Origin of the sequence: Nocardiopsis exhalans, from assembly GCF_024134545.1 — a bacterium.
GTDB lineage: Bacteria > Actinomycetota > Actinomycetes > Streptosporangiales > Streptosporangiaceae > Nocardiopsis > Nocardiopsis exhalans.
Map to the genome: position 1 here is coordinate 2,953,637 of NZ_CP099837.1, position 21,145 is coordinate 2,974,781.

Consider the following 21,145-nt stretch of genomic DNA (forward strand, 5'->3'; position numbering starts at 1 on the left):
CATCAAGCTACCGGGATCCCAGGAGAACCCGGCCGCCGAATCGGCTGAAAGCGTCACCCTGGTCGCGCCGAACCCAGACAATGGAGTGTGTGCGTGTCATAGAAGCTTTCTGGGAATCGGACCGGCTCCGAGTCTGGGCGGTCGATTCCGACCTGCCCGCCGCCACCCCTTCTCGGAAGCGGATCCGCCCCCACCCCTACGCGCTGGGCACGGAGACGCTGGCTGAGGTGCTGGCCGACCTCGGCGCGTGCTCCGGGATCCCGGACCACGAAGTCCTGAACCTTCCCGGTGTGCCCCGCCACCCGGTCCCGCCGCCGTGCTTCCCCGCCATGGCCGACGCACCGCGGTACTCGCCCGGTCAGGTGACCGTCCGCCCCTGGCTGGTGCCCACACTCGACCTGGCCGGGCCGGACGCGTCGGCCCTGCTCCGCCGCGCCCGACGCGATCCGGCCACCGCCGACCTCACAGCCGACCCCATTGCAGGCCCCACCGGCACCCGCTTCGGTGCCTCCCTCACCGGCCTGGCCCTCCTCCTGGACGCGGCCACATCCCTGGCCGACACCGGCCGCCTCATTCCACGCCTGCTGGAAACCCCGGTCGACGGACCACGGGCCGGCGCCCCCGCGCCACAGGCCCGGTGGCGCCCCCTCCTGGACCCCGCCACCCTCGCCTGGCTGCGCGACCACGTCCGCGCCCTCCCGCCGGTGGCCCGCGCCGCGCACACCCCCGACCTCGCCCCCGAGGAAGCGGGCGCCGACGCCATGGCCGACGCCCTGGGCGCCCTGTGTTCGTTCACCGACCTCGTGGCCAGGGAACGGCTGGCCCACCACCGCGCCGAGGTACCCGAACGCCCCCGCGTCCAGCACCAGTGGTTGGCGGCCCTCACCGCCGCCAACGGCGACCTGCCCCGCAGGGTTCGAAACCAGCTGTCCGAAAGCAGCCAGCTCATACACGAGATCCAGGACTGGTTCACCGCCACCCACCAGTACGCGGGCGCGATCCGTCTGGTCTTCCGGCTGGTCGAGCCCGCCCCTGACCCGGCCACCGCGCAGGAACCGGCCGGGGAGGAGACGGTAGAGGAGTGGCCGACCGGATCCAGCGAAGCCGATCCCGAAGCCCTCGGAACAGAACCCCAGGACGGGCTGCACATCCCCGCGGGCCTGCCCTGGCGGTTGCAGATCTGGGTCCAGTCCGTCGAGGAGCCCTCCCTCATGGTGCCCCTGGACGACCTGCGTGAGGGCGAGGGCGCGGACTGGCTGCCCCGGGACCCCGCCGAACCCATCGACCGCGCGCTCACCCAGGCCGCCCGCGCCTGCCCGGTACTGGTCCGCGGCCTGGCCCCCGAGGCCCCCGGCTGCCTGGAACTGACCCCGGAGGAGGCCTTCGACGTCCTGTCCCGGCACGCCGAGGCGCTCCGAGAGGCCGGATTCGGAGTGCTCCTGCCGCCCTGGCTCGGTGAGATCGGGGTGGGCACCAGGCTCACACTCTCCGCCCACACCGGCCCCGGACCGCACCAGGCCGAAGGCGGGACCGGGATCGGCCGCACCTTGGTCGACTTCGACTACCGGGCCGCCGTCGGCGACCTCGACCTGGGGCCCGAGGAGATCGCCGAACTGGCCCGCCTGAAGCGCCCCCTCGTCCGGTTGCGCGGAGAGTGGGCCCGGCTTGACCCCGAACAGCTCCGCCGGGTCGCCGCCTACCTGGCCGACGGTGCCAGCGGAACCGTCCAGGTGGGGGAGGCGGTGCGGATGGCACTGCTCCCCGACCCCGCGGGCCCCGAACTGGAGGGGGTCGACGCCGACGGGGAACTGGGGGCGCTGCTGGCGGGACAGGCCGAGCACGCCTTCACCCCCATGACCGAACCCGAAGGGCTGGACGCCGAACTGCGCCCCTACCAGCGGCGCGGCGCGGGATGGCTGCGCTACCTGGACCGGCTCGGCCTGGGCGCGGTCCTCGCCGACGACATGGGTCTGGGCAAGACCGTGCAGCTGCTCGCCCTGCTGGCCGACGAACGCACCGGCTCCCGTGCGGCCCAGCGGCGGCCGGCGCCCACGCTCCTGGTGTGCCCGACTTCGGTCCTGGGCAACTGGTGCCGGGAAGCGGAACGGTTCACGCCGAAACTGCGCGTCCTCCTCCACCACGGCCCCGCCCGGCCCCGGGGTGAGGACCTGGACCGTCAGGTGCCGGAGTCGGACCTGGTCCTGACCAGCTACGGGGTGATGGCCCGCGACGCCGAAGCGCTCGCCGGACTGCCCTGGGCCCGGGTGGTCTGCGACGAGGCCCAGAACATCAAGAACTCCCGGACCAAACAGGCCGGGGCGGTGCGCACCATCCCGGCCGCCTCCCGGGTCGCCCTGACCGGTACCCCCGTGGAGAACCACCTGGGTGAGCTCTGGTCGATCCTGGACTTCGCCAACCCCGGCCTGCTGGGCTCACGCGAGACCTTCGAGAAGGGGGTGGCCGCGCGCGTCCACCGCGACCTCGGCAAGGACTCCGGTCAGAACTCCGGCCAGTCCGCGGCGGCGCTGCGCCGCGTCACCGCGCCCTTCATCCTGCGCCGCCTCAAGACCGACACCTCGATCATCACCGACCTGCCCGCCAAGAACGAGATGCGGACCTGGTGCACCCTCACCAAGGAACAGGCCTCCCTGTACCGGGCCACCGTCGACGAAATGACAGCCCGGATCGACGAGGCCACCGGGATGCGGCGCAAGAGCCTGGTGCTGGCGACCATGACCAAGCTCAAACAGGTCTGCAACCACCCGGCCCACCTGCTCGGCGACGGCTCCCGCCTGAACGGGCGCTCGGGCAAACTGGCCCGGCTCGAAGAACTGCTCGCCGAGATGGCCGCCGAGGGCGACAAGGCGCTCTGCTTCACCCAGTACACCGAGTTCGGCCACCGGCTCGCCCCCTACCTCGAAGGCAAACTGGACATGCCGGTGCTGTGGCTGCACGGCGGGACCTCCCGTAAGAAGCGCGAGGAGCTGGTCGACCGGTTCCAGAACAGCGACCAGCCCGCACTGTTCCTGCTCTCCCTCAAGGCGGCGGGCACCGGACTCAACCTCACCGCCGCCAACCAGGTCGTCCACTTCGACCGCTGGTGGAACCCGGCCGTGGAGGACCAGGCCACCGACCGGGCCTTCCGCATCGGCCAGAAACGCAACGTGCAGGTACGCAAGATGGTGTGCGTGGGCACCCTGGAGGAACGCGTGGACGAGATGATCGAACGCAAGAAGAGCCTGGCCGAGGCCGTGGTCGGCCAGGGAGAGAACGCCCTGACCGACCTCAGCGTCGACGAACTGCGCGAGGTTGTTCGCCTGGCCCCAGAAGCGGTGGCCTGATGCCCGCCGCGCACGGCCCCGTCTGTGAGAGCTGGTGGTCGGCCCGCCTCCTGCAGGGCATCGCTGACGGCGACCACGGCCGACTGTCCCGAGGCCGCACCTACTACCGCCAGGGAGCGGTGCGGGAGATCACCGTGGATGCCGACCACATCCAGGTCACCGCCTTCGTCCAGGGCTCACGCGGCCGGCCCTACCGCGTGTCCGTCGCCTACCTGGCCATCGACGACACACGGTGGTCACACATTCTGGACGACCTCGCCCAGGACCCCGACGCAGCCGACGACCTGCTCGCCGGAGAACTGCCCGAAGTCACCGAAGAGGTGTTCGCCCGCCACGGGCTGGCGCTCTTCCCCGACTCCGCTGACGACATCGACATCCACTGCACCTGTCCGGACCGCGGCGGCTACCCCTGCAAACACGGCGCGGCCGTCATGTTCGCCTGGGCAGCCCTGCTCGACGAGAACCCCCTCCTGCTGTTCGCCTGGCTGGGCCGGACCGAGGAGGAGGTCCTCGACGCACTGGAATCGACGGCGCCCGGTGGCCCCGCGGGCGAACTGGCCGTCGAGGTCACACCGCTCGCCGAGAGCTCCGCTGACTTCTGGACGGGCGGCGACCTCACACCGCTCGCCCGGCCCCGCCCCTTCGACCCGCTCTCCCACTGGGAGGGCTCCACCCTGGGGGTGGCCTCCGGCCTGGCCCCGATGTACGCACGGCTCAGGCGCGGACCCGGCGGCACGGAGGGCGCCTGACCCCCGGGGCGGGGCACCAACCCTCTGAACCCCGTCATCAACCCTGGCTGCGGGCCTTGCGCGCCGCACGCCGGGCCGCCTTCGCCGCCGTCTTGTCGGGGTGCAGCCGGCCCAGCGCCTCCAACACCTCGGCGGTCGCCGGATGGTCGACCTTCCACAGCTGCTCGCCCCGCTCGAACAGCAACTGTTCGATGGGCCCCGACCCCTCCCCGGTGTCCAGCCCGAGCAGGGCGACGAAGTTCTCCTCACCCAGCTCCAGTGGTCCCGACATCCGGTCGATCGCCAGCCAGAGTCCGTACTCCTCGTTCAGCGCCTCGGCCTCCTCCTGCGGGCGCTCCGGGCGCGAAAGCAGCGCACCGGCGGCCAGCGCGGTCACCGTGCGCCGGTCCGAACCGAGCAGGGAACGCAGCTCCGGTACGACCTCCTCCCCGGCCGATCCCAGAACACCGGAAGCGAGGGCGCGGCGCAGGGCCCCGAGCCCCGTGAGGTCCGCGGCGGCCTCGGCGATCTCCCGCACCGCCTCCTGCGGTGTGCGCGCGGCCAGCCAGGGGGCGGTCACGGTCGGGTGCAGCTCCGGAGGGGTCGTGCTCAGCATGTCGAGGAGGCCGGCGGCGTCTGCGTCGGCCACCTCCTCGGTGAGCGGGGCCGGGATACCAGTGCCGAGCAGGTACTGGCGCACCCCGTAGCGGCCCAGCGGGGTGAGCACGGCCAAGCAGTCGATGGCCGAACTCGGCGGGGCGCTCAGTCCGAACGGGTTCTGCTCCAGCACCGCCTCGCGAACCTCGGCGGAGGTGGCGTCGACCAGCCGCACAGCGCCGACCTCCGCGACCTCGTGCATCATCAGGTACAGCGGCTCAAGGACGGATTCGCTCAGGAAGCCGTCGTGTCCGGCAGCGTGCTTCGACGCGGCTCCGGTGTCCCCGAACTCCTCTGCGGGGGTGGGGTCCGCGGCCAGGTCGAGCTCCTCGAAGTCCTCTTCGGCGCCCGCCGCCATCGTGCGTACCAGTTCGGCCAGGTCGGCCTCGAACTCGTCGGGGGCCTCGTAGAGCATACGCAGGGCCAGGTAGAACAGCTCGACTTCACCGAAGAGGGGGTCGGCCCCGACCGAACCCGTTCCGTCGCCCCCGAAGGACCCTTCGATGGTGGACCCGAACAGCTCCGTCCACCACTCCAGAACCCTGCCCGGGGTCGGCCCCGACACCAGGAGCTCGGCGCAGGTGTGTGCCCTCGCCGAACTGACCTCGATCAGCCCCAGGGCCACGGCGGTGTCCCACAGGTCCAGGAACTCCGGTAGACCCCTGGCGGAACGCAACTTCCGCACCCGCTCGGCACGCTCCTCGGCCTCCGCCTCACAGGCGTGCGGCCACAGGTCGAGCGCACCGACCGCCGCACGGATGTCCGCGGGCCGGGGCACCCCCGTCCCCGTCAGTTTGATGCCGTACGAGACCCACCGGGCCAGCGCCAGCAGTTCGCGCAGGGGAGAGGTCTGCAGGGCCGCGGCGGCCAGCTCCTCCTCCGGCGGCAGGGTCACCGGCCGGGCCGGTGACGGCTCCTCGCCCCCTCCGCCCAGGGCCGCTCCTTCGAACAGCTCCCACAGGTCGTCCTGGATCAGCTCCAGGTCCAGCTCGTCGGGTTCGAGCGATTCCACCCACATGAGCTGTTCTCCGGTGACACTGTGGTCGTCGCGCCCGCGCTCCTCGGGATGTTCGCGCAAACGGCGCAGGCGCTCGAACGCGTCCACCCCGCCGCAGTCCTCCGGCGGCCCGCCGCCGTGACCGTCCAGCACCCGGGGGTAGAACGTGTCGGGTGCGGCCTCCCCGGTCGCCTCCACCACGATCAGGTGCCGCCAGTCGTCCCCGAAGTCGTAGGTGTAGACACCCTTGGACCCCTTGCGGCTCAGCACCTCACCGACCCTGGCCTCGAACTCGTCCAGGTCACCGCCGAAACCGCCGCCCCCTTCGCTGTAGTGCCGCTTGCCGAACTCGAAGGCGTGCGGGTGCGCGTGCTCCCAGCCCATCACGGTCTGGATGACCACGTGCAGATGGCTCAGCCTGAGGCCAGCGGGCACCTCCACCAGACGCCACACCGGCGGTTCGGTCCCCTCCAACACGATCTTCAACCGGTACACCCGATTCTCGGGAGACTTCTGGCTCATCACTGTTCCTCGCTCTGTGCACCTTGTGTACGGATACCACTCCTACCGCTTCGCGGGCCTTCCCGCAGCGGTTCGGCCGACCACGGGCGCCGACGAGTGGCGTCCGCGAGGGGAAGCCGTGACCGCCGGAGCTCACCCTCCCAGCCCCACCCGGTCGAGTTCGGCCAGGAAGCGCCGCTTGCGCCGGTGCTCGGACCTCAACTCCGCCAGGAACGACCGGGCCTGGTCCTCTCGGCCCAAACGTCCGTACAGGCCGTACACACGCCGGGCCAGTTCGGCGGCCTTCGGGTACAGGCCGGTACTGGCCGACCGAAGCTTCGCCTGCACCATCGCCGCGTACACCCCGATCGCGTCCTCGGGGCGGGTCTCCTCCCGAAGGGCGGCCACCCGCAGCCACTGGTCCTCGTCACAACCGTGCTCGGCGGCCGCCGCCCACACCTGCTCCCCGTCGCCCTCGTCCAGCAGCACCTCCACCAGCGTGCAGGGGAAGTGGGGTGCGCGCCGCCGGGACGCCGTCCGGCGCAGCAGCGCCAGGGCCTGCTCCCGCACCGCGGGCCAACCGCTCTGCGGGGTGTCCTCGCGCAGGGCCCGGTAGGTGGTGAGCTCGGGTGAGCGCTCGAAGGCCTCCCAGCGCACCGCCTGGAGCTCCTCCGTACGGCCCTGCTCCCTCAGGGTGCGCGTGAGGTGGTCGAGGAGCCGCTGATCCGGCCTCCCCGGCTCGCGCAGCCCCTTGAAGGCCCACTCAAGGGCTTCCTCGGGCCGCCCCGCTCCATGCAGGGCCTCGACGATCCTCGCGTAGTAAACGCGCTCCCCCTGTCCGTACACCCGCACCAGGAGGTCGGTGTCGCCGGTGAGCCGGGCGTACTCCGACCTCAGGAAGCGCGTCGTCCACTCGTTCGCGGAGAAACCGCCCGCGAAGAGCCGCTCACCGTAAGCCTCCAGGCCCGCCTCGCCCAGCGCCTCCGCATAGGGATCCAACAGCAGCTCCGGAAGCCCTGACCCCTCCACCTGCAGTCCGAGCAGCCACCCCGCCAGTTCCGAGGCGTCCGGTCGCGCGGCCGCGCAGGCCTGCACGTGCACCTCCACCAGCTCGGCCGCGGCTCCGCCCACGTGTCCGGCCGAGTCGTCGACCATGCCCGCCTGCCCGTTCAGGGCCGTGATCGCGTGCCGCGCCAGCTCCTCGGCCGCGGCGGCCTCCCCCCGTTCCAGGAGGCCCTCCAGCTCTCCGACCACCCGGTGGACCGTCCCCGCGTACTCCCGTGCCTGCCGGTACTCCACGAGGTCGTCGATGCGCAGGGCCCGCTCCATCCGGGCACGTGCTCCGGCACCCCCCAAGAGTCCGCCCGCCAGTTCCGCGCTCGTCTCCAGCCGCCGCCGGAACCCGGGATCGTCGTCGGCCGCCGCCAGGACCAGGTCCACGAGCTCGTCGGTACCGAGCGAGTCCAGGTAGGAGCGCAGGTCCGGGGCCTTCGGCACTTCGACCGCGTGCTCGGAGTCGTACAGGTACACCAGCCCCAGGGCCACGCAGTGCTTGCAGAAGTTGGCCTCCTCCGCCCAAGGACAGTCGCAGTCCCACTCCATGCCCCGGCCCGTGGGGGTCAGCTCGACCCGGTAGACGTGTGTGCCGGTGACGGTGCCGCGCACCGTCCTGCCGTCGAAGGTCACCTCGCTCACCTGGGAGACGTAGTCGACGCCCCGGTGGTAGGACTTCGCACCGGCGAAATGGATGAGGTCTTCACGCGTGTAGGAGGGCATGGGTCCATTGAACCGGGAACGCCCCTTTGCTCGCGGCCGGTTTCCGCCCCCGCACACGCTTCAAGGGCTGAAGAGATCGAGGGGGCCGCACCGCCCCGGGCACTACACCGGGTCGGAGGTGTCCCTGACCGGGGTGCCCTCCACCCGGGAACCGGGAGCGCCGCGCTCGGCCACGGCGGGGCTGTGCGCGCGCTGGGGCGCCGCCTCCTCCTCATCCGCGCCCGCCGGCGGGATGCGCAGGGCGAGCAGGGCGACGTCGTCCCCGCGCGGGTCGATACGGGCCAGGAGCCCGTCGAGGAAGTCCTCCAACTCGTGTCCGACCAGGTCGGCGGCGTGGCGGCGCAGCTCCTCCAACCCCGTGTCGAGGTGCTGGTCACGGCTCTCGACCAGACCGTCCGTGTAGAACAGCAGCGTGGACCGCGCGGGCAGCTCCGCACGGGCGTCGGGCCACTCCAGGCCCAGGTGCAGTGCGGAACTCATACCCAGCAGGGGGCCGTGGCCCTCCTCCAGGTAGCGGGCCGCGCCCTCGGCCGTGATGAGCAGCGGCGGCGGGTGTCCGGCGTTGACCCAGTGCAGGTGCCAGGGCCCGCCGTCGGGGCCTTCGATACGGGCGAAGACGACGGTCGCCATCGGAGCGTCGCTGGTGTGGGTCATCACCCCGTCCAACCGCCGCATGATCTCGCTCGGGGGCTCCCTGCGGTCCCAGGCCAGCGCCCGCAGCATGTTGCGGACCTCGGCCATGTGCGCGGCGGCCTGGAGGTCGTGGCCGACCACGTCCCCGATGACCATGGTCGTGACGCCGTCAGCGAGGAGGAAGGCGTCGTACCAGTCCCCGCCGACCTCGGAGGCCTGCTGCGCGGGCTGGTAGCGGGCCGCGAACCACAGGTGGTCGACCTGCGGCAGCGGGGTCAGGAGCTGGCGCTGCAGGGTCTCGGCCATGTCGAGTCGCTGCTCGAAGAGCCGGGTGCTCTCGATCACCAGGCCGGCGCGCCGTGCGATGTCGCTCAGCACCAGGATCTCGGCGTCGGTGTAGGAGTTCTGCTGCCCGCGGCGGGCCACGGTCAGCGCGCCGAACACCTGTCGGCGGCTGTAGAGCGGCACCACCACCGCGGAGCCCGCACCCAGGCGCTCGAACAGCTGCCGGTGGGCGCGGGCGATCGGTTCGTCCGGCTCACCGTCCTGGGCGCTCGCGTCGAGCAACACGGGCTGGTTGTTGTACAGGGCCCGGGCCAGTGCGGCACGAGAGGTCTGCGGCAGCGGCGGCAGCGGACCCTTCAACGCCTCCGCGCCGCCGTGGTCACCGCGGGAGTGCACGGCGACACGTCTCAGCTCCCCCTCCGCCCCGTCTTCGGGGATCAGGTCGACCACCGCCCAGTCGCCCAGTTCCGGCACCAGCAGCCGGACCAGCCCGTCCAGCGTCTCACCGATGTGCAGGGAGGAGATGAGCAGCGTGGACACCTCCGCCACCATGCTCAAACGGGTGGTGAGCTCCTCCAGGGCCGCCAGGTGCGCGGCGGTCTGCTCGTGGGCGTCCCGGTGCTTCTTGAAGTCGTGGAAGACCACGACGGCGCCCGCGAAGGCACCCCCGTGCTGGAGCGGGGAGGCCGCCCAGATGATGGGTACGAGCGTGCCGTCCCCACGGAGGTAGAACTCCTCGCTCCCCTCGGAGTGCTGACCGCTGTCGAGTACGCCCATGATGGAGCACTCCCCGCGCGCGATCTCGTTCCCGTCCTGGTCGCGGTGCAGCAGGTCGTGCAGGTCCGCGCCCAGCAGCTGCTCACCGGGGCGGTCGACGATCTGCCGCGCGTAGGGGTTGGAGGCGGTGATGAGGCCCGAGGGGTCGACCACGAGCATCCCCGCGCCCACGCTGTCGAACACCGCGCGCAGCATGTCGGTCTCCCACGGTCGGCCGATGTCGCTCATCCTCTACCTCCGGTCCTTTCGCCGATGAGGCCCGCAGTGCGCGGGGCCGGACACGGCTGCCGGTCGCCCCGGCAGGCGAGGACGGCCCCGCCGACGCCGGTTTCGATTCCGTTCCCCTTCCCGTTCCCCTTCCCGGTCCCGGGACCGGGACCGGTCGTGCCGTGTCGGCTCGCAATACCCGTTCGGACGGGGTGCGTACACACCGGCACCCTCCGAAAACGGGCCAGTTCAACGGGGTACAGTCTGGTGCCTGGCACTGCCCAAAAGGGGGTATCGCGCTATCAATGGCATGTCACCGGCGGAGCGGCCGCCCCTGGACCGGGGCGCTCCACCGAGAGCAGGCAGGCACCGCGGTTTCCGGGCGGTACAGGCTGGCAGGACTCCGGAACCCCCGACATCCGAGGACTCCGGACGTGCTCCGGGCGACAGGGCCCCGGACACCGGGCGCCCGCTCCGCGGGTCCACGGGCGCCTACCGGTCGATCCTCCAGTCGCCTTCCGCGGAGATCTCCAGGAGGAAGGACCCGGCGGGAAGCCGGGCCTGCCCCTCGTAGTCCCCGCGGGTGTTGACCAGCAGGTCCCGGTCCTGGTCCGCGTACGCCCAGACGGAGAAGTGCCGCTCCCCGCTGTGGCTGATGTCCAGGACACTGAAGCCTTCCGGCTCCCACATCAGCCACACCACGTCGTCGCCGGTACCCGAGTAGGAGTCCTCGCCCTCCCCCCACTCGTCGGTGTCGGCCAAGGGCTTCAGCTCGATCCGCCAGGGCCCCGTGGCGCTGATGTCCAGGGCAGCGAGCTCCTCGCCCACGAGCACGTTGTACAGGACCGTCCCCTCGTACCGTCCCGTGGTGTTGACCAGCAGGTCCTGGTTCTCGCCCCGGGGGTCGACTGCCCAGACGGAGAAGTGCCGCTCCCCGTCATAGGTGACCGTGGCGATGCGCGGATCGTCGTGCTGGTCCACCATCAGCACGGTGTCCCCACTGCCCTCGTACTCCAGGGTCTCCCACGGATCGACCTCCATGGGCGGATTCCCGGCGCCGGTCGTCGCCAAGGCCAGGACACCCACCCCCACCGCTGCCCAGCGGCCCAGCCTCGGGCCCCTCTCCTGAACCACCTCGGTGTCCATCGGGCCTCCCTGTTACTCAGCTTGTCAGCGCACGATCAGTTGGAGCTCGGCATCCGCCGGTTCGACCTCCTCCAACGAGAAGGTCATCTCCTTGCTCACCGAACGCTCACCCGGTTCGGTGCTCGGCCGGAACAGGTCCACGCTGAACACGTAGAAATCCGCTCGGGGCACCTCGAACTCGAGTTCGCTGTAGCACTCACCACGGGGGAAGAGGTCGTCCGGGACGGCGTCCTCACCCAGGACCTCCTCCAGATCGACCTCGCCGCCGGAGACGTAGACGATGTCCTCGGTGTCGACCTCTCCGGCGTCCAGGACCCGGTCCGAGCCGTCCGTCAACTTCCATCGGGGGCCTTGGACCCAGATACAACTGCGGTCGCGCTCCAGGGCCAGCACGAAGGGATCCATCGCGGTCAGCTTGACCGTGAACTCCACCGGCCCCTCTTCGGTCTGCTCCGCCTCTTCGCCGTCCTGCGCGTTTTCTTCGGGCCTCTCAGGGGCGGAGCCGGGCCCGACCTCCACCACCCCGCAGCCGCACGCCACGAGCGCCGCTGCCGCTGCCCCCACCACAACCCCGCGCATGACGCCCCCTGACCGGGTCCGGATCCTTCAAGTCTGGCCACACAGCGGGGCAAGGCTCAACCAGCCGCGGGTATCACGCCGCCAAGCAGCTGTCCGGAACCGGACGGCGGACACGGGAAGGTCCGATCGGGAAGGGCACGCGAGCATCCGCCGAAGAATTCCCGGACGACCGGGCGGGTAAGCCGATTCGTGCCCGAGCACGGGCGAACCTTGGCTACCGTTTCGGTATGGCGCACAACACTCTGTCCCCCGACCACCAGGTGGACCCGACAGGTGGGGCCCTGGTGGCCGCTGTGACACCGCTCGGGCTGCCGGAGTACGTCCTCGAAGAACTGGGCCGGTACCCGGAATCGGCGGGTGAGATCCTCCTGGAAGAGGCCAGCACGTCCGGGGCCGTCGAACACTCGGAACGGGCGGTGCGGGTTCTCGAAGTACTGATGACCCACGCACCGGAGGTCGATGACCGCCAGTACGCGGCTTCGGAGAAACTGAAGTCCCTACTCCAGCAGGAGAGCGCCGAGGCGGACGGCCGGGCTGAGCGTCTCCTGGCCGACCTGACCGCGCCCGGAGTCCTCCAAGAGGGACCGGCTGGCCTCCTCGCCGAGACGCTGGTCGAACACGGCCGTCTGGAAGCCGCGTTGGGCTGCTACAACATCGCCTCCCGCAAGTACCTGGCAGGCGGTGCCGAGGAGCTGGACGACATGGCTCTGATGTTCGCCTTCCCCCTGATCGGAAGGGCGAAGGTTCGTGAGGAGCTCGGATACGCCCCGGACGAGTTCGACACCGCGGTGCGCGACCGTGCCGACCCCGAGGAGTTCCTGGAGGGGCTGCTCAACCCCGCCGCGGGCTCCCCGGCCGGGCTGGGACCTCACCCGGTTCAGCCCGGACGCCAGCAGGGGCGTCAGGTCCTCTGCTCCAGGGAGGACTTCGCCCTGGCGGTGGAGAGCGGACTGCTGGACGGGGAGGCGGCGGCCGAAGGCGTGGACGCGTACTTCCGGGCGGGGGAGCGGGTGATGCGCGAGTACTCGCGTGAGGACCCGGACCTGGACTGGTACACGGTGCTGTTCTCGGTCGAGGAGATGCGGGAGTTCGCACGCGAACGGGGCGGGGACCCCTCGGACCGCGAACTCCGCGGCGAGTGGAGCCACACCCTGGCGCCCGACGACCCGCGGCTGTGCCCCTGGCCGCCCGAACGCAACCAGAGGTGCTGGTGCGCGTCGGGGCGCAAGTACAAGAAGTGCTGCGGGTCTGCGAACGCGCGCTGAACCCCGCCGGGCACCCGCGGGACGGGGCGGTCTCCTGAGGCGGCCCGCGCCGCAGCTGTGAGCACGGAAAAGGGGCGTTACGGACCAGGTCCGCACCGCCCCGGACACCGGCGGGTGCCAGTGCCGGTTCCACAGCCGCACGCCGCTCAGAACGACCCGACGACGGATACCAGGCTCACGAGTGCGATGACCACGAGGACCGGAATGGCCAGGGTCACGACACCGAGGTCCTTGTAGGACTGCCGGTGGGTGAGCCCGCAGACGATGAGCAGGGTGACCACGGCGCCGGAGTGCGGCAGCGTGTCCAGCCCGCCCGCGGCCATGGCCGTCAGCCGGTGCATCGCCTCCAGGCTGACGCCTTCCTGCTCGGCCATGGTCCGCAGGTCTTCGCCGAGGGCGTTGAGCGCGATCGTCATACCGCCCGAGGAGGAGCCGGTGAGACCGGCGGTGATGGACACGGAGAAGACCGAGGTCCACAGGGCGTCGGCGCCGATGCCGAAGACCGAGTCGCGGACGACGGCGAAGGCGGCGACCGAGGCGACCACCGCGCCGTAACCCACCTCGGAGGCGGTGCTGAAGATCGGGAACAGGGACCGCTTGGCGCCGTCGACGAATCCGGCCCACAACGTGGCGAAGTGGCGGAAGTTGAGGGCGACCAGGACGAGGATCGCCGCGAGGATCCCCAACAGCACGGCCCACAGCCCCATGCGCTGCTCGAAGGTGACCCCGCCGAACTTGTCCTCCGCGAGGTAGGACCAGTCCAGGGCCGGGAAGATGATCAGGGTGCACGCGAAGTTCACGGCGAAGACCGTGAGCAGCGGCAGGAAGGGCACGAGACGGTTCGCCGGTTCGAGTGTGGTGACCTGCTGGTCCCCGGTACCGCTGTCGGAGGATCCGTTGGCCGAGCGCGCGCTCTCGGGGCTGTCGAAGCTCTCACCCTTGCGGATCAGCGCGGTGCGCCGGTACTCGAGCCAGAGCAGGCCGAGACCGAAGATGAGGGCGCCGCCCACCAGCCCGACACCGGCGGCGGCGAACGAACCGGTGCCGAAGAACTGTCCCGGAATGATGTTCTGCACCTGCGGGCTGCCGGGCAGCGCGGTCATCGTGAAGGTGAAGATCCCCAGCGCGATGGTCGCGGGAATGAGGCGGCGGGGGATGTCGGCGACCCGGAACAGCTCGCGTGCCAGCGGATACATGACGAAGGCCACCACGAAGAGGCTGATGCCTCCGTAGGTCATCAGGGCCGAGGTGACGATCGTCGCCGCGATCGCGCTCCGCGAGCCCACCAGCCCCGTCACCGTGCGGGCGATGCTCTCCGCGTAGCCGGTGACGGTCATCAGGACACCGAAGATCGCACCGAACAGGAAGACGGGGAACCAGCTGCCGACGAAGGCGGCCATGGCCGGCATGAAGATCTCGGTGTAGGAGGCCAGGATCGGAGCCCCGGAGAAGACCACCGCGACCACCGAGGCCAGGGGAGCGGCGAGGATGACGGGGACGCCGCGGTAGGCGAGGGTGATGAGCAGGATCAAAGAGGTGACGATGCCGATGATGCCCAGTGCCATGGGACTCCTTGGGGGCGGGGCAACGCGTGCCGAATCTTTCACCGGGTGGACGCTGTTGCCTCCGAAAGCCGGTGCGGTCGTCCAGCAGCAGGGGAGTGTGCTGTGTCAGGGGGATCGTCGCCGCCGCGCGGACGGACGAGGACGTCGGTCATCCTCGCAGCGGAGCGCTGGTGCGGGTAATGGTTAACGGGTCGTTAAACCGCTGTGAAGCTGTGGGGCGCCTGGGGGTTGAAACAGTGGCGGCTGTTGCGGTAATGGGCCTCTGATGAGGAAGGAGACCACGGGCCGTAAGCGGTGGGTGTTCACCGGACACGGCGGCCGGACGTCCGTTAGCGTTACGCCATGCCGCACAACACCCTCTCCCCTGACCACCAGGCCGACCCGTCCGGTGGAACGCTCGTGGCCGCTGTGACCCCGCTCGGGCTGCCGGGGCACGTCCTCGAAGAGCTCGACCGGTACGTGGAATCCGCGGGCGAGATCCTCCTTGAAGAGGCCAGCGTGTCCGGTTCCGCCGAACACCCGGAACGGTCGGTACGGGTCCTCGACGCGCTGATGGCCCACGCCCCGCAGGTGGATGACCGCCAGTACGCGGCCGTGGAGAAAACGGGGTTCCTGCTACAGCGGGAGGGATCCGAGGCGCATGCGCAGACCGAACGCCTCCTGGCCGACCTGACCGCACCCGGAGTCCTCCAGGAGGGACCGGCCGGACTCCTGGCCGAGACACTGACGGAGTACGGCCGCCTGGAGGAGGCGCTGTACTGCTACAACATCGCCTCACGGAAGTACCTGGTAGGCGGTGCCGAGGAGCTGGAAGATGTGGCTCTGATGTTCGCCTTCCCCCTGATCGGTAGGGCGAAGGTACGCGAGGAGCTCGGGTACGCCCCGGACGAGTTCGACGCCGCGGTTCGTGACCGCGCCGAACCCGAGGAGATCCTGGCGGGTCTGCTCGACCCCCACACGCGCTCCCGGGCTCCACTGGGGCAGGGCCCGGCGCAGCCCGAACACCCGCAGGGGCGCCAGGTCCTCTGCTCCAGGGAGGACTTCACCTTGGCGGTGGAGAGCGGACTTCTCGACGGGGAAGCAGCGGAGAAGGGCGTCGACGCGTACTTCCGGGCGGGGGAGCAGGTGATGCGCGAGTACTCGCGTGAGCAGCCGGACCTGGACTGGTACACGGTGCTGTTCTCGGTCGAGGAGATGCGGGAGTTCGCACGTGAACGGGGCGGGGACGCCTCGGACCGCGAGCTCCGCGGCGAGTGGAGCGAGTCCCTGGCCCCCGACGACCCGCGGCTGAGCTCCTGGCCGCCCGAGCGCAACCAGCGGTGCTGGTGCGCGTCAGGGCGTAAATACAAGAAGTGCTGCGGCTCCCCGAACACGCGGTGAGCTGCCTGTCTGGGACGACGAGGGCATCGACCCCGGGTTTCTCACCGACAACAACCGGCTCCGGGAGTTATGACACCACCGTGAGCTCCGGAAGACCGGTGGGGGACCTGTCCCAGGTGGATGTCAGCGGCTGCTCAGGAGCCGTTCGCGTCGCTGATGCGGGCGGTGAGTCGCTCACGTAGGCGGGTGGCTCTGGGGTCGGGGAAGTCCTCGATGGTTTCCAGGGCCTCGTGCCAGAACGCGTGGGCCGCCTCTCCTGCGCGGTTTTCGGATGACACCTCGGCCAGGCGGTTCAGACACAGGGCCAGGTTCCAGCGGGCGCCGTTGCGGCGGTAGCCGTTGGCCGCTTGACGGTAGAACCTGGCCGCCTCGTCCAGGCGGCCGAGGGACTGGTAGACGCCGCCGACGCCCTCGAACGAATGGGCTTCGCGCACGTGCTCACCGATGGAACGGTGCAGCCCGGCCGCCTCATGGAAGTGGGCCAGGGCTTCCTCGTGGTGGTGGAGCATCGAGTACGCCCGGCCGAGTTCCAGGTGAGCGAAACCCTCGTAGGTGGTGAGGTCGAGATCGTGGGCGATATCGAGGGTTTTCTGGGTCAGGGTCAGCGCCAGTTCGGCCTGTCCTGCTTCTCGGTGGGCCGTGCTCAGGGCGGTGAGACAGGCGAACTCGCTTGTCCGGTCCCGGGTCTCCCGGTGAATTGCCAGAGCGTGGTCGGCCAACGCCACCGCGTCCTCTCGCAGCCCCAGTTCCAGGAAGCAGCGGACCAGGTTTCCCAGGGCGATTCCCTCCCACAGCCGGTTGCCGAGGCTCCGGGCCGCCGCAAGGGAGCGCTCGAAGTTCTCGCGGGCTTGTTCGAGTCTGCGGCCGCGTAGTTGAGCCAGGGCGAGGGCGTTCAGGGACATGAGGACGCCCTGTTCGTCTCCCAGCTGTCGCCTCAGCTCCAGGGCACGGGTGTGGTGCTCGATACCTTCCTCGAACCGGTTGGCCTGGAGGTGGGCTATGCCGAGGTTCTCCCAGAGGTCGGATTCGGCCCTGGGGTGGTGTTCTGTCCGTAGTGCCCTCAGGCCGTGCTCGAGCATCCTGAACCATGGTTCGCCGTAGACGGGGAAGTGCCCCAGCACGTGGGGGAACCGCCAGGTGAGGCCGGTGAGGGCGTGTTCGGCGGCTGCCTGCGCCGCGGCCGTCAGGTTCGGTTCCTCCAGCTCGAACCAGCGGAGTGCGCTCGAGTTGTCGGTGAGAACCGGTCCCGAGGCGGGAACGGCGAGGACCTCGTCCGGTTCGGGGCGGCGCAGGTTGGAGTCCACGACCAGGGCCGCCGCGTAGGCGGTGCGCAGGTACCGGGTCAGGAGACGTTCCAGGGCCGCGGTTCGTTGTTCGGGAGCTTCCTCGTCGCGTACCTGGTCCGTCGCGTACGAGCGGAGCAGGTCGTGGAACCGGTAGCGATCCGTGCCTGTCTGCTCCAGCAGGTGTGCGCCGACGAGCGTGTCCAGGGCCCGTCGGGTCCGGCGCACCGGGAGATCGGCCAGGGCGGCCGCGGCGCCGGTGTCGAAGTCCCTCCCGGGGTGCAGACCCAGGAGTCGGAACAGGCGTGCCGCCTTCTGGGGCAGGACCCGGTAGGACCAGGCGAAGACGGAACGGACGGTGTCCGCCTCCTCCTCGTCATCGGTGGCCAAAGCGTCCCATAGGCCGGATTCGTCGCGCAGGTCCTGGATGAGGTCGGCCAGGGGCATGTGCGGACGGCTGGCCGCGCGTTCGGCGGCGATGCGCAGGGCCAACGGGAGCTCCCCGCACAGGCGGGCGAGTTCGGCGACCTCGCCCGGGTCGTCCTTGGGGCGATGGTGGACGGTCACGTACTCCAGGAGTTGCACCGCCTGCTCCGTGCTCAGGGTGGGCACGGTGAGGCGCTGTGCTCCGTCCCTGGCGACCAGCCCGGAGAGCCGGTCCCGGCTGGTGATCACCACTGCGCTGTCGGCGGATCCGGGAAGGAGCGGTCGTACCTGGGCGGCGTTGGCGGCGTTGTCCAGCAGGATCAGCACCCGTTTCTCGGCCAGATATGAGCGATAGAGGGCAGACCTGCTGCTGGTGTCGGGCGGAAGTGAGTCGGTGGCGACCCCGAACGCCCGCAGGAACCGCTCCAGCACCTGGTCCGGGGCCAGGGGCAACCCGGGGCCGTACCCCTGGAGATCGACGTAGAGCTGTCCGTGGGGGAAGCGGTCCCGGACCCGGTGCGCCCAGTGCAGTGCGAGGGCGGTCTTGCCGACCCCGGCGGTGCCGACGATGACGTGCATTGCGGCCTCTGCCCGCTCGCCGGCGTCCTGGCCGGGACCGGATACGCGATTGCTGAGTACCTCGAGCTCACCCGTGCGATTCACGAATCCGCGCACGTCTCCAGGGAGCTGTCTGGGCACCGGGGCGCCGGAACTCTGCGGGCCCTCCCCGTGGAAGTGCACCCCGCCACTCACGTCTCTTGCCTGGATCGCGCGTCCGGAGACATCGGACATCCGTGACTGGGCGCCGCCGGTCAACCCCTCCGCGGGTTCCTCGCCCGAAAGGGGCGCGTGTTCATCGGGCACGGGGCGTTTCCACCCCGTCCATCTCGCGGACGAAGTAGTCCTCCACCGGCTCGGCCTGCTCATGCAGGGCCGTGATTTCGGCCCGGCACTGTTCGAGGACAGCGGGGTCGGTGTAGCGAACCGCCCCCTCGGCCTCGCCCTGAGCGTCGTAGAGGATCCGGTAGGTCACCTCATCGCCGAGGATGACGATCTCCGGCACAGGGCTTTCCTGTTCGAAGGCCGAGAGCGCCTCCGGGGTGATGACCCGGATGTCCTCGCCGCACTGGGCCCGGATCCGCGCGGAGTGCAGTTCCCACAGCAGGTAGGTCGAAATGGGCTTCTCGACGACACGGACGCGCCGAACCCTGCATTCGACCTGGGCCAGACCTTCGAACAGTTTGCGCAGCGCGGGGCGGTCGGCCTCCATCAGACGCAGGGACTCCTCCCGGCGGCCCTGGAGGAAGGCCATCCAGCTCTCGCTCTCCGGCTCGTGGAACTCCTGCTGCCGTTCGAGTTTCCAGACGTCGGCGTTGCGGAGCGACCGGAAACGGTCCCCGAAGTCGTCGTCGTACTCGGAGAGGCCCAGGTGGTCGCCGGGAAGAGAGCTGACGGAGTTAAGCATCTGCGATGTCCGGTTTCGCTGAGATGAGTGTGGAACGGGGGATGATGACCAGCCGCTCGTCTTCTGAAATGGCCACGCCCTCAGGGAGGCGTGGAGCGTAGGAGTCGGTCAGATCGCGGCCGATCACCGCGATGTCCCCGTTGTCGAGTTCCCAGATGTCCGGGCATCTGCCGATGTCATTGGTGTTGCCGAGTTCGGCCGGTGATGCTCCTAGCCTGCGCTTCATTTCCGCTGATGAGTCCGCTTCCCAGGGGCCTTGCATGGCTTTCCCTCCCGCACACTCTGACATGGGGGGTGAGTGCGTCTGCGAGCAAAAGTAACACGGCCTGGTTGTCGGCCAAGGACGGTCTGTTGTGGAGACTGGTCGATTCTCATGCTGCCTTGGCAGGAGCCGGAAAGGAAGATCCGATGCAAGGGGGAGTTATGAGATCAGTGGGATATATACCAAAGAAGTGGCGGCGCGTAACAGGGGCCGAATGCTCTTGAGTACGACCGTTTTCGGTCACTCGGAAGTGCTGACTTCCGTGTGCGTGGCGAGGAACGCTCGCTGTCCTGACCCTCACCACGTGTCGGTATGCCAAGGTGTGCTGCCTCCTGCCACAGCAGGATCGGGAGCGGTCGCGTCGCATGGCCGACCGGCCCCGCGCGGGGGCGCGGAACCCCTCCTTCCCCGGCTGTACATCGCCGACTGGCAGGTGGCCTCCAGGGAGAGCCTGCGCCTGCGCAGCGGCGGCCACACCCGGCACACCTCCGACAGCGGAGACGCCACGGAGCACCTGGAAGGCCGCGTCGGCGGGCTGAGGCGGTCGTTCACCGTGTTGCGCCCCCGTCTGCAAGTCACCGGCGCGAGTGGGTGTGACTGCGAGACGGGGTGCACAGGGGTGCATCGAGTGTGGGGACGGTTGTCCACAGGTGAGGGGCCAGCGATGGCGGGCGAGGGCGGCGTGGACGGATAGTGGGGTATGAGCCCCGCCTCGCACCCTCCTGGTCGGCGCCGCCCCGACCGGTGCCCTTCCGCCCGCCCCCGCCCCGGCCCGAGCCCTCTGGCCGCCGCTCTCGCGGTCGCGGCCAGCCAGTACGGCACCCTCTCCTGTGCCCAGGCCCTGGGGTGCGGGCTCGCCACGAACGATCTCCGGCGACTGGTCCGGCGCCGGGAGTGGCTGCATTCGCACCGGCAGGTCTACGTGGTGCGCTCCCTCGTGCCACCCGCAGGCGGTCCTGAACGGCTGCTCTGCGTGGTGATGGCCGCCGAGCTCGCGCTGGGGCCGCGGGCGTGCGCGGCCGGGCCGACCGCGGCGCGGCTGTGGGGGATGCGGGGGCTGGAGCGGTGGGACGGACGCGGGGTGCACATGGCCGTCCCCGGGCTGAAGGCCCGACGGCACCTAGCCGGGGTGGACGTGCACGGCTGGAATGTACTGCCCGAGGAGGTCACTGTGCCCGGCGGTGGGAGTGGCGGTTGGTGTCGCGGGGTGAGGGTCACCGATCCCGGGCGGACCCTGCGCGACACCCTGCCGGGGTTGGATCGGGAGAGGGCTGTGTGCCTGATGGACTCCGCACTCAACCAGGGCCTGCTCAGGGAACGGGGGATCGGGGCCGTGAACGACGCGATGCGGGGGCGGACCGGATGCGTGGACGTGCGCCGGTGGTGGGGGCTGGCCGACGGCAGGGCACAGAGCCCGCTGGAGACCCGGATCCGGCTGATCTGCCAGGACGCCGGGCTGCCCCCTGACGAACTCCAGCGCCGCTTCACGGACCGGAACGGCGGGACGGTCGCGGTGGTGGACTTCTGGTGGGAGGGGGCCCGGCTCATCGGTGAGGCGGACGGGATCGGGCCACACAGCACCCCGCGTGCGCTGGCCCGGGACCGGGAGCGGCAGAACGCCCTGCAGAGGCTGTACCCGGGGGTGCGTATCGCCCGGTTCACGTGGTCGGATCTGCGCAGGCCCGGGTACATCCTGGCGCTGGTGGCGGGGGAGGGGCGCGCTCTGGGCTGAGAACGGGGAAGAGGGCAGCGGGCGCGGGCACGGCGCTCAGCTGTCCGCGCCCGCCCACAGCTACTGCTCCGCTGTCCTGAGCGGCCACACCGACACCGTCCGCAGCCTGGGCTGGTCGCCCCGATCGGGCGGATGATCGC

Annotated in this window: 14 protein-coding genes; 5 read left to right on the forward strand and 9 right to left on the reverse strand. The window is 70.4% G+C overall.

Features of this window, described 5'->3' with window-relative positions; translation table 11 throughout:
- Window positions 1-80: 80 nt before the first annotated feature.
- Together NE857_RS13150 and NE857_RS13155 are read left to right on the forward strand one after the other, a co-directional pair.
- Entirely contained in the window at window positions 81-3,341 is a 3,261-nt protein-coding gene (locus NE857_RS13150) for a DEAD/DEAH box helicase (protein WP_254421241.1), read from the forward strand.
- A complete protein-coding gene (locus NE857_RS13155; protein ID WP_254421242.1) occupies window positions 3,341-4,090 on the forward strand; it encodes an SWIM zinc finger family protein in 750 nt (249 codons plus the stop codon). Before NE857_RS13150 ends, NE857_RS13155 begins: the two co-directional genes overlap by 1 nt.
- Window positions 4,091-4,127: 37 nt before the next feature.
- Here NE857_RS13155 and NE857_RS13160 read toward each other — a convergent pair whose 3' ends face one another.
- The 5 genes from NE857_RS13160 to NE857_RS13180 form a co-directional block, all read right to left on the reverse strand.
- Window positions 4,128-6,245 (reverse strand): plasmid pRiA4b ORF-3 family protein, encoded by a 2,118-nt coding sequence (locus NE857_RS13160; RefSeq protein WP_254421243.1) that lies wholly within the window; start codon window positions 6,243-6,245, stop codon window positions 4,128-4,130.
- A 132-nt stretch (window positions 6,246-6,377) separates the two neighbouring features.
- Complete coding sequence (locus tag NE857_RS13165; protein WP_254421244.1) at window positions 6,378-8,000, reverse strand: SWIM zinc finger family protein; 1,623 nt, start codon at window positions 7,998-8,000, stop codon at window positions 6,378-6,380.
- A gap of 102 nt (window positions 8,001-8,102) precedes the next feature.
- Window positions 8,103-9,923 carry a SpoIIE family protein phosphatase gene (locus NE857_RS13170; RefSeq protein WP_254421245.1) on the reverse strand — a complete coding sequence of 607 codons (1,821 nt, stop codon included), beginning with the start codon at window positions 9,921-9,923 and terminating at the stop codon, window positions 8,103-8,105.
- A gap of 471 nt (window positions 9,924-10,394) precedes the next feature.
- The gene (locus tag NE857_RS13175; protein ID WP_254421246.1) at window positions 10,395-11,048 is read right to left on the reverse strand and encodes a hypothetical protein; all 654 of its coding nucleotides are present in this window, start codon (window positions 11,046-11,048) and stop codon (window positions 10,395-10,397) included.
- 24 nt (window positions 11,049-11,072) lie between these two features.
- Window positions 11,073-11,627, reverse strand: coding sequence for a hypothetical protein (locus NE857_RS13180; RefSeq protein ID WP_254421247.1), 555 nt, complete (start codon window positions 11,625-11,627; stop codon window positions 11,073-11,075).
- Between the two features lie 227 nt (window positions 11,628-11,854).
- Between NE857_RS13180 and NE857_RS13185 the strand changes: the two genes are divergently transcribed.
- The gene (locus NE857_RS13185) at window positions 11,855-12,892 is read left to right on the forward strand and encodes an SEC-C domain-containing protein (protein WP_254421248.1); all 1,038 of its coding nucleotides are present in this window, start codon (window positions 11,855-11,857) and stop codon (window positions 12,890-12,892) included.
- Between the two features lie 146 nt (window positions 12,893-13,038).
- Here NE857_RS13185 and NE857_RS13190 read toward each other — a convergent pair whose 3' ends face one another.
- A complete protein-coding gene (locus tag NE857_RS13190; protein WP_254421249.1) occupies window positions 13,039-14,457 on the reverse strand; it encodes a GntP family permease in 1,419 nt (472 codons plus the stop codon).
- Between the two features lie 342 nt (window positions 14,458-14,799).
- Between NE857_RS13190 and NE857_RS13195 the strand changes: the two genes are divergently transcribed.
- The gene (locus NE857_RS13195) at window positions 14,800-15,837 is read left to right on the forward strand and encodes an SEC-C domain-containing protein (RefSeq protein ID WP_254421250.1); all 1,038 of its coding nucleotides are present in this window, start codon (window positions 14,800-14,802) and stop codon (window positions 15,835-15,837) included.
- Between the two features lie 134 nt (window positions 15,838-15,971).
- On the opposite strand, the gene NE857_RS13200 is transcribed toward NE857_RS13195, so the two are convergent.
- From NE857_RS13200 to NE857_RS13210, 3 genes are read right to left on the reverse strand one after another with little or no spacing between them, the layout of a single operon-like run.
- Complete coding sequence (locus NE857_RS13200) at window positions 15,972-18,410, reverse strand: ATP-binding protein (RefSeq protein ID WP_344013431.1); 2,439 nt, start codon at window positions 18,408-18,410, stop codon at window positions 15,972-15,974.
- Window positions 18,400-19,011 carry a DUF6879 family protein gene (locus NE857_RS13205; RefSeq protein WP_254421251.1) on the reverse strand — a complete coding sequence of 204 codons (612 nt, stop codon included), beginning with the start codon at window positions 19,009-19,011 and terminating at the stop codon, window positions 18,400-18,402. The genes NE857_RS13200 and NE857_RS13205 overlap by 11 nt, the downstream gene beginning before the upstream one ends.
- Complete coding sequence (locus NE857_RS13210; RefSeq protein ID WP_254421252.1) at window positions 19,004-19,273, reverse strand: hypothetical protein; 270 nt, start codon at window positions 19,271-19,273, stop codon at window positions 19,004-19,006. The genes NE857_RS13205 and NE857_RS13210 overlap by 8 nt, the downstream gene beginning before the upstream one ends.
- Window positions 19,274-19,973: 700 nt before the next feature.
- Here NE857_RS13210 and NE857_RS13215 point away from each other — a divergent pair.
- Window positions 19,974-21,005, forward strand: a complete 1,032-nt coding sequence (locus NE857_RS13215) for an endonuclease domain-containing protein (RefSeq protein WP_254421253.1) — start codon at window positions 19,974-19,976, stop codon at window positions 21,003-21,005.
- Window positions 21,006-21,145: the final 140 nt, after the last annotated feature.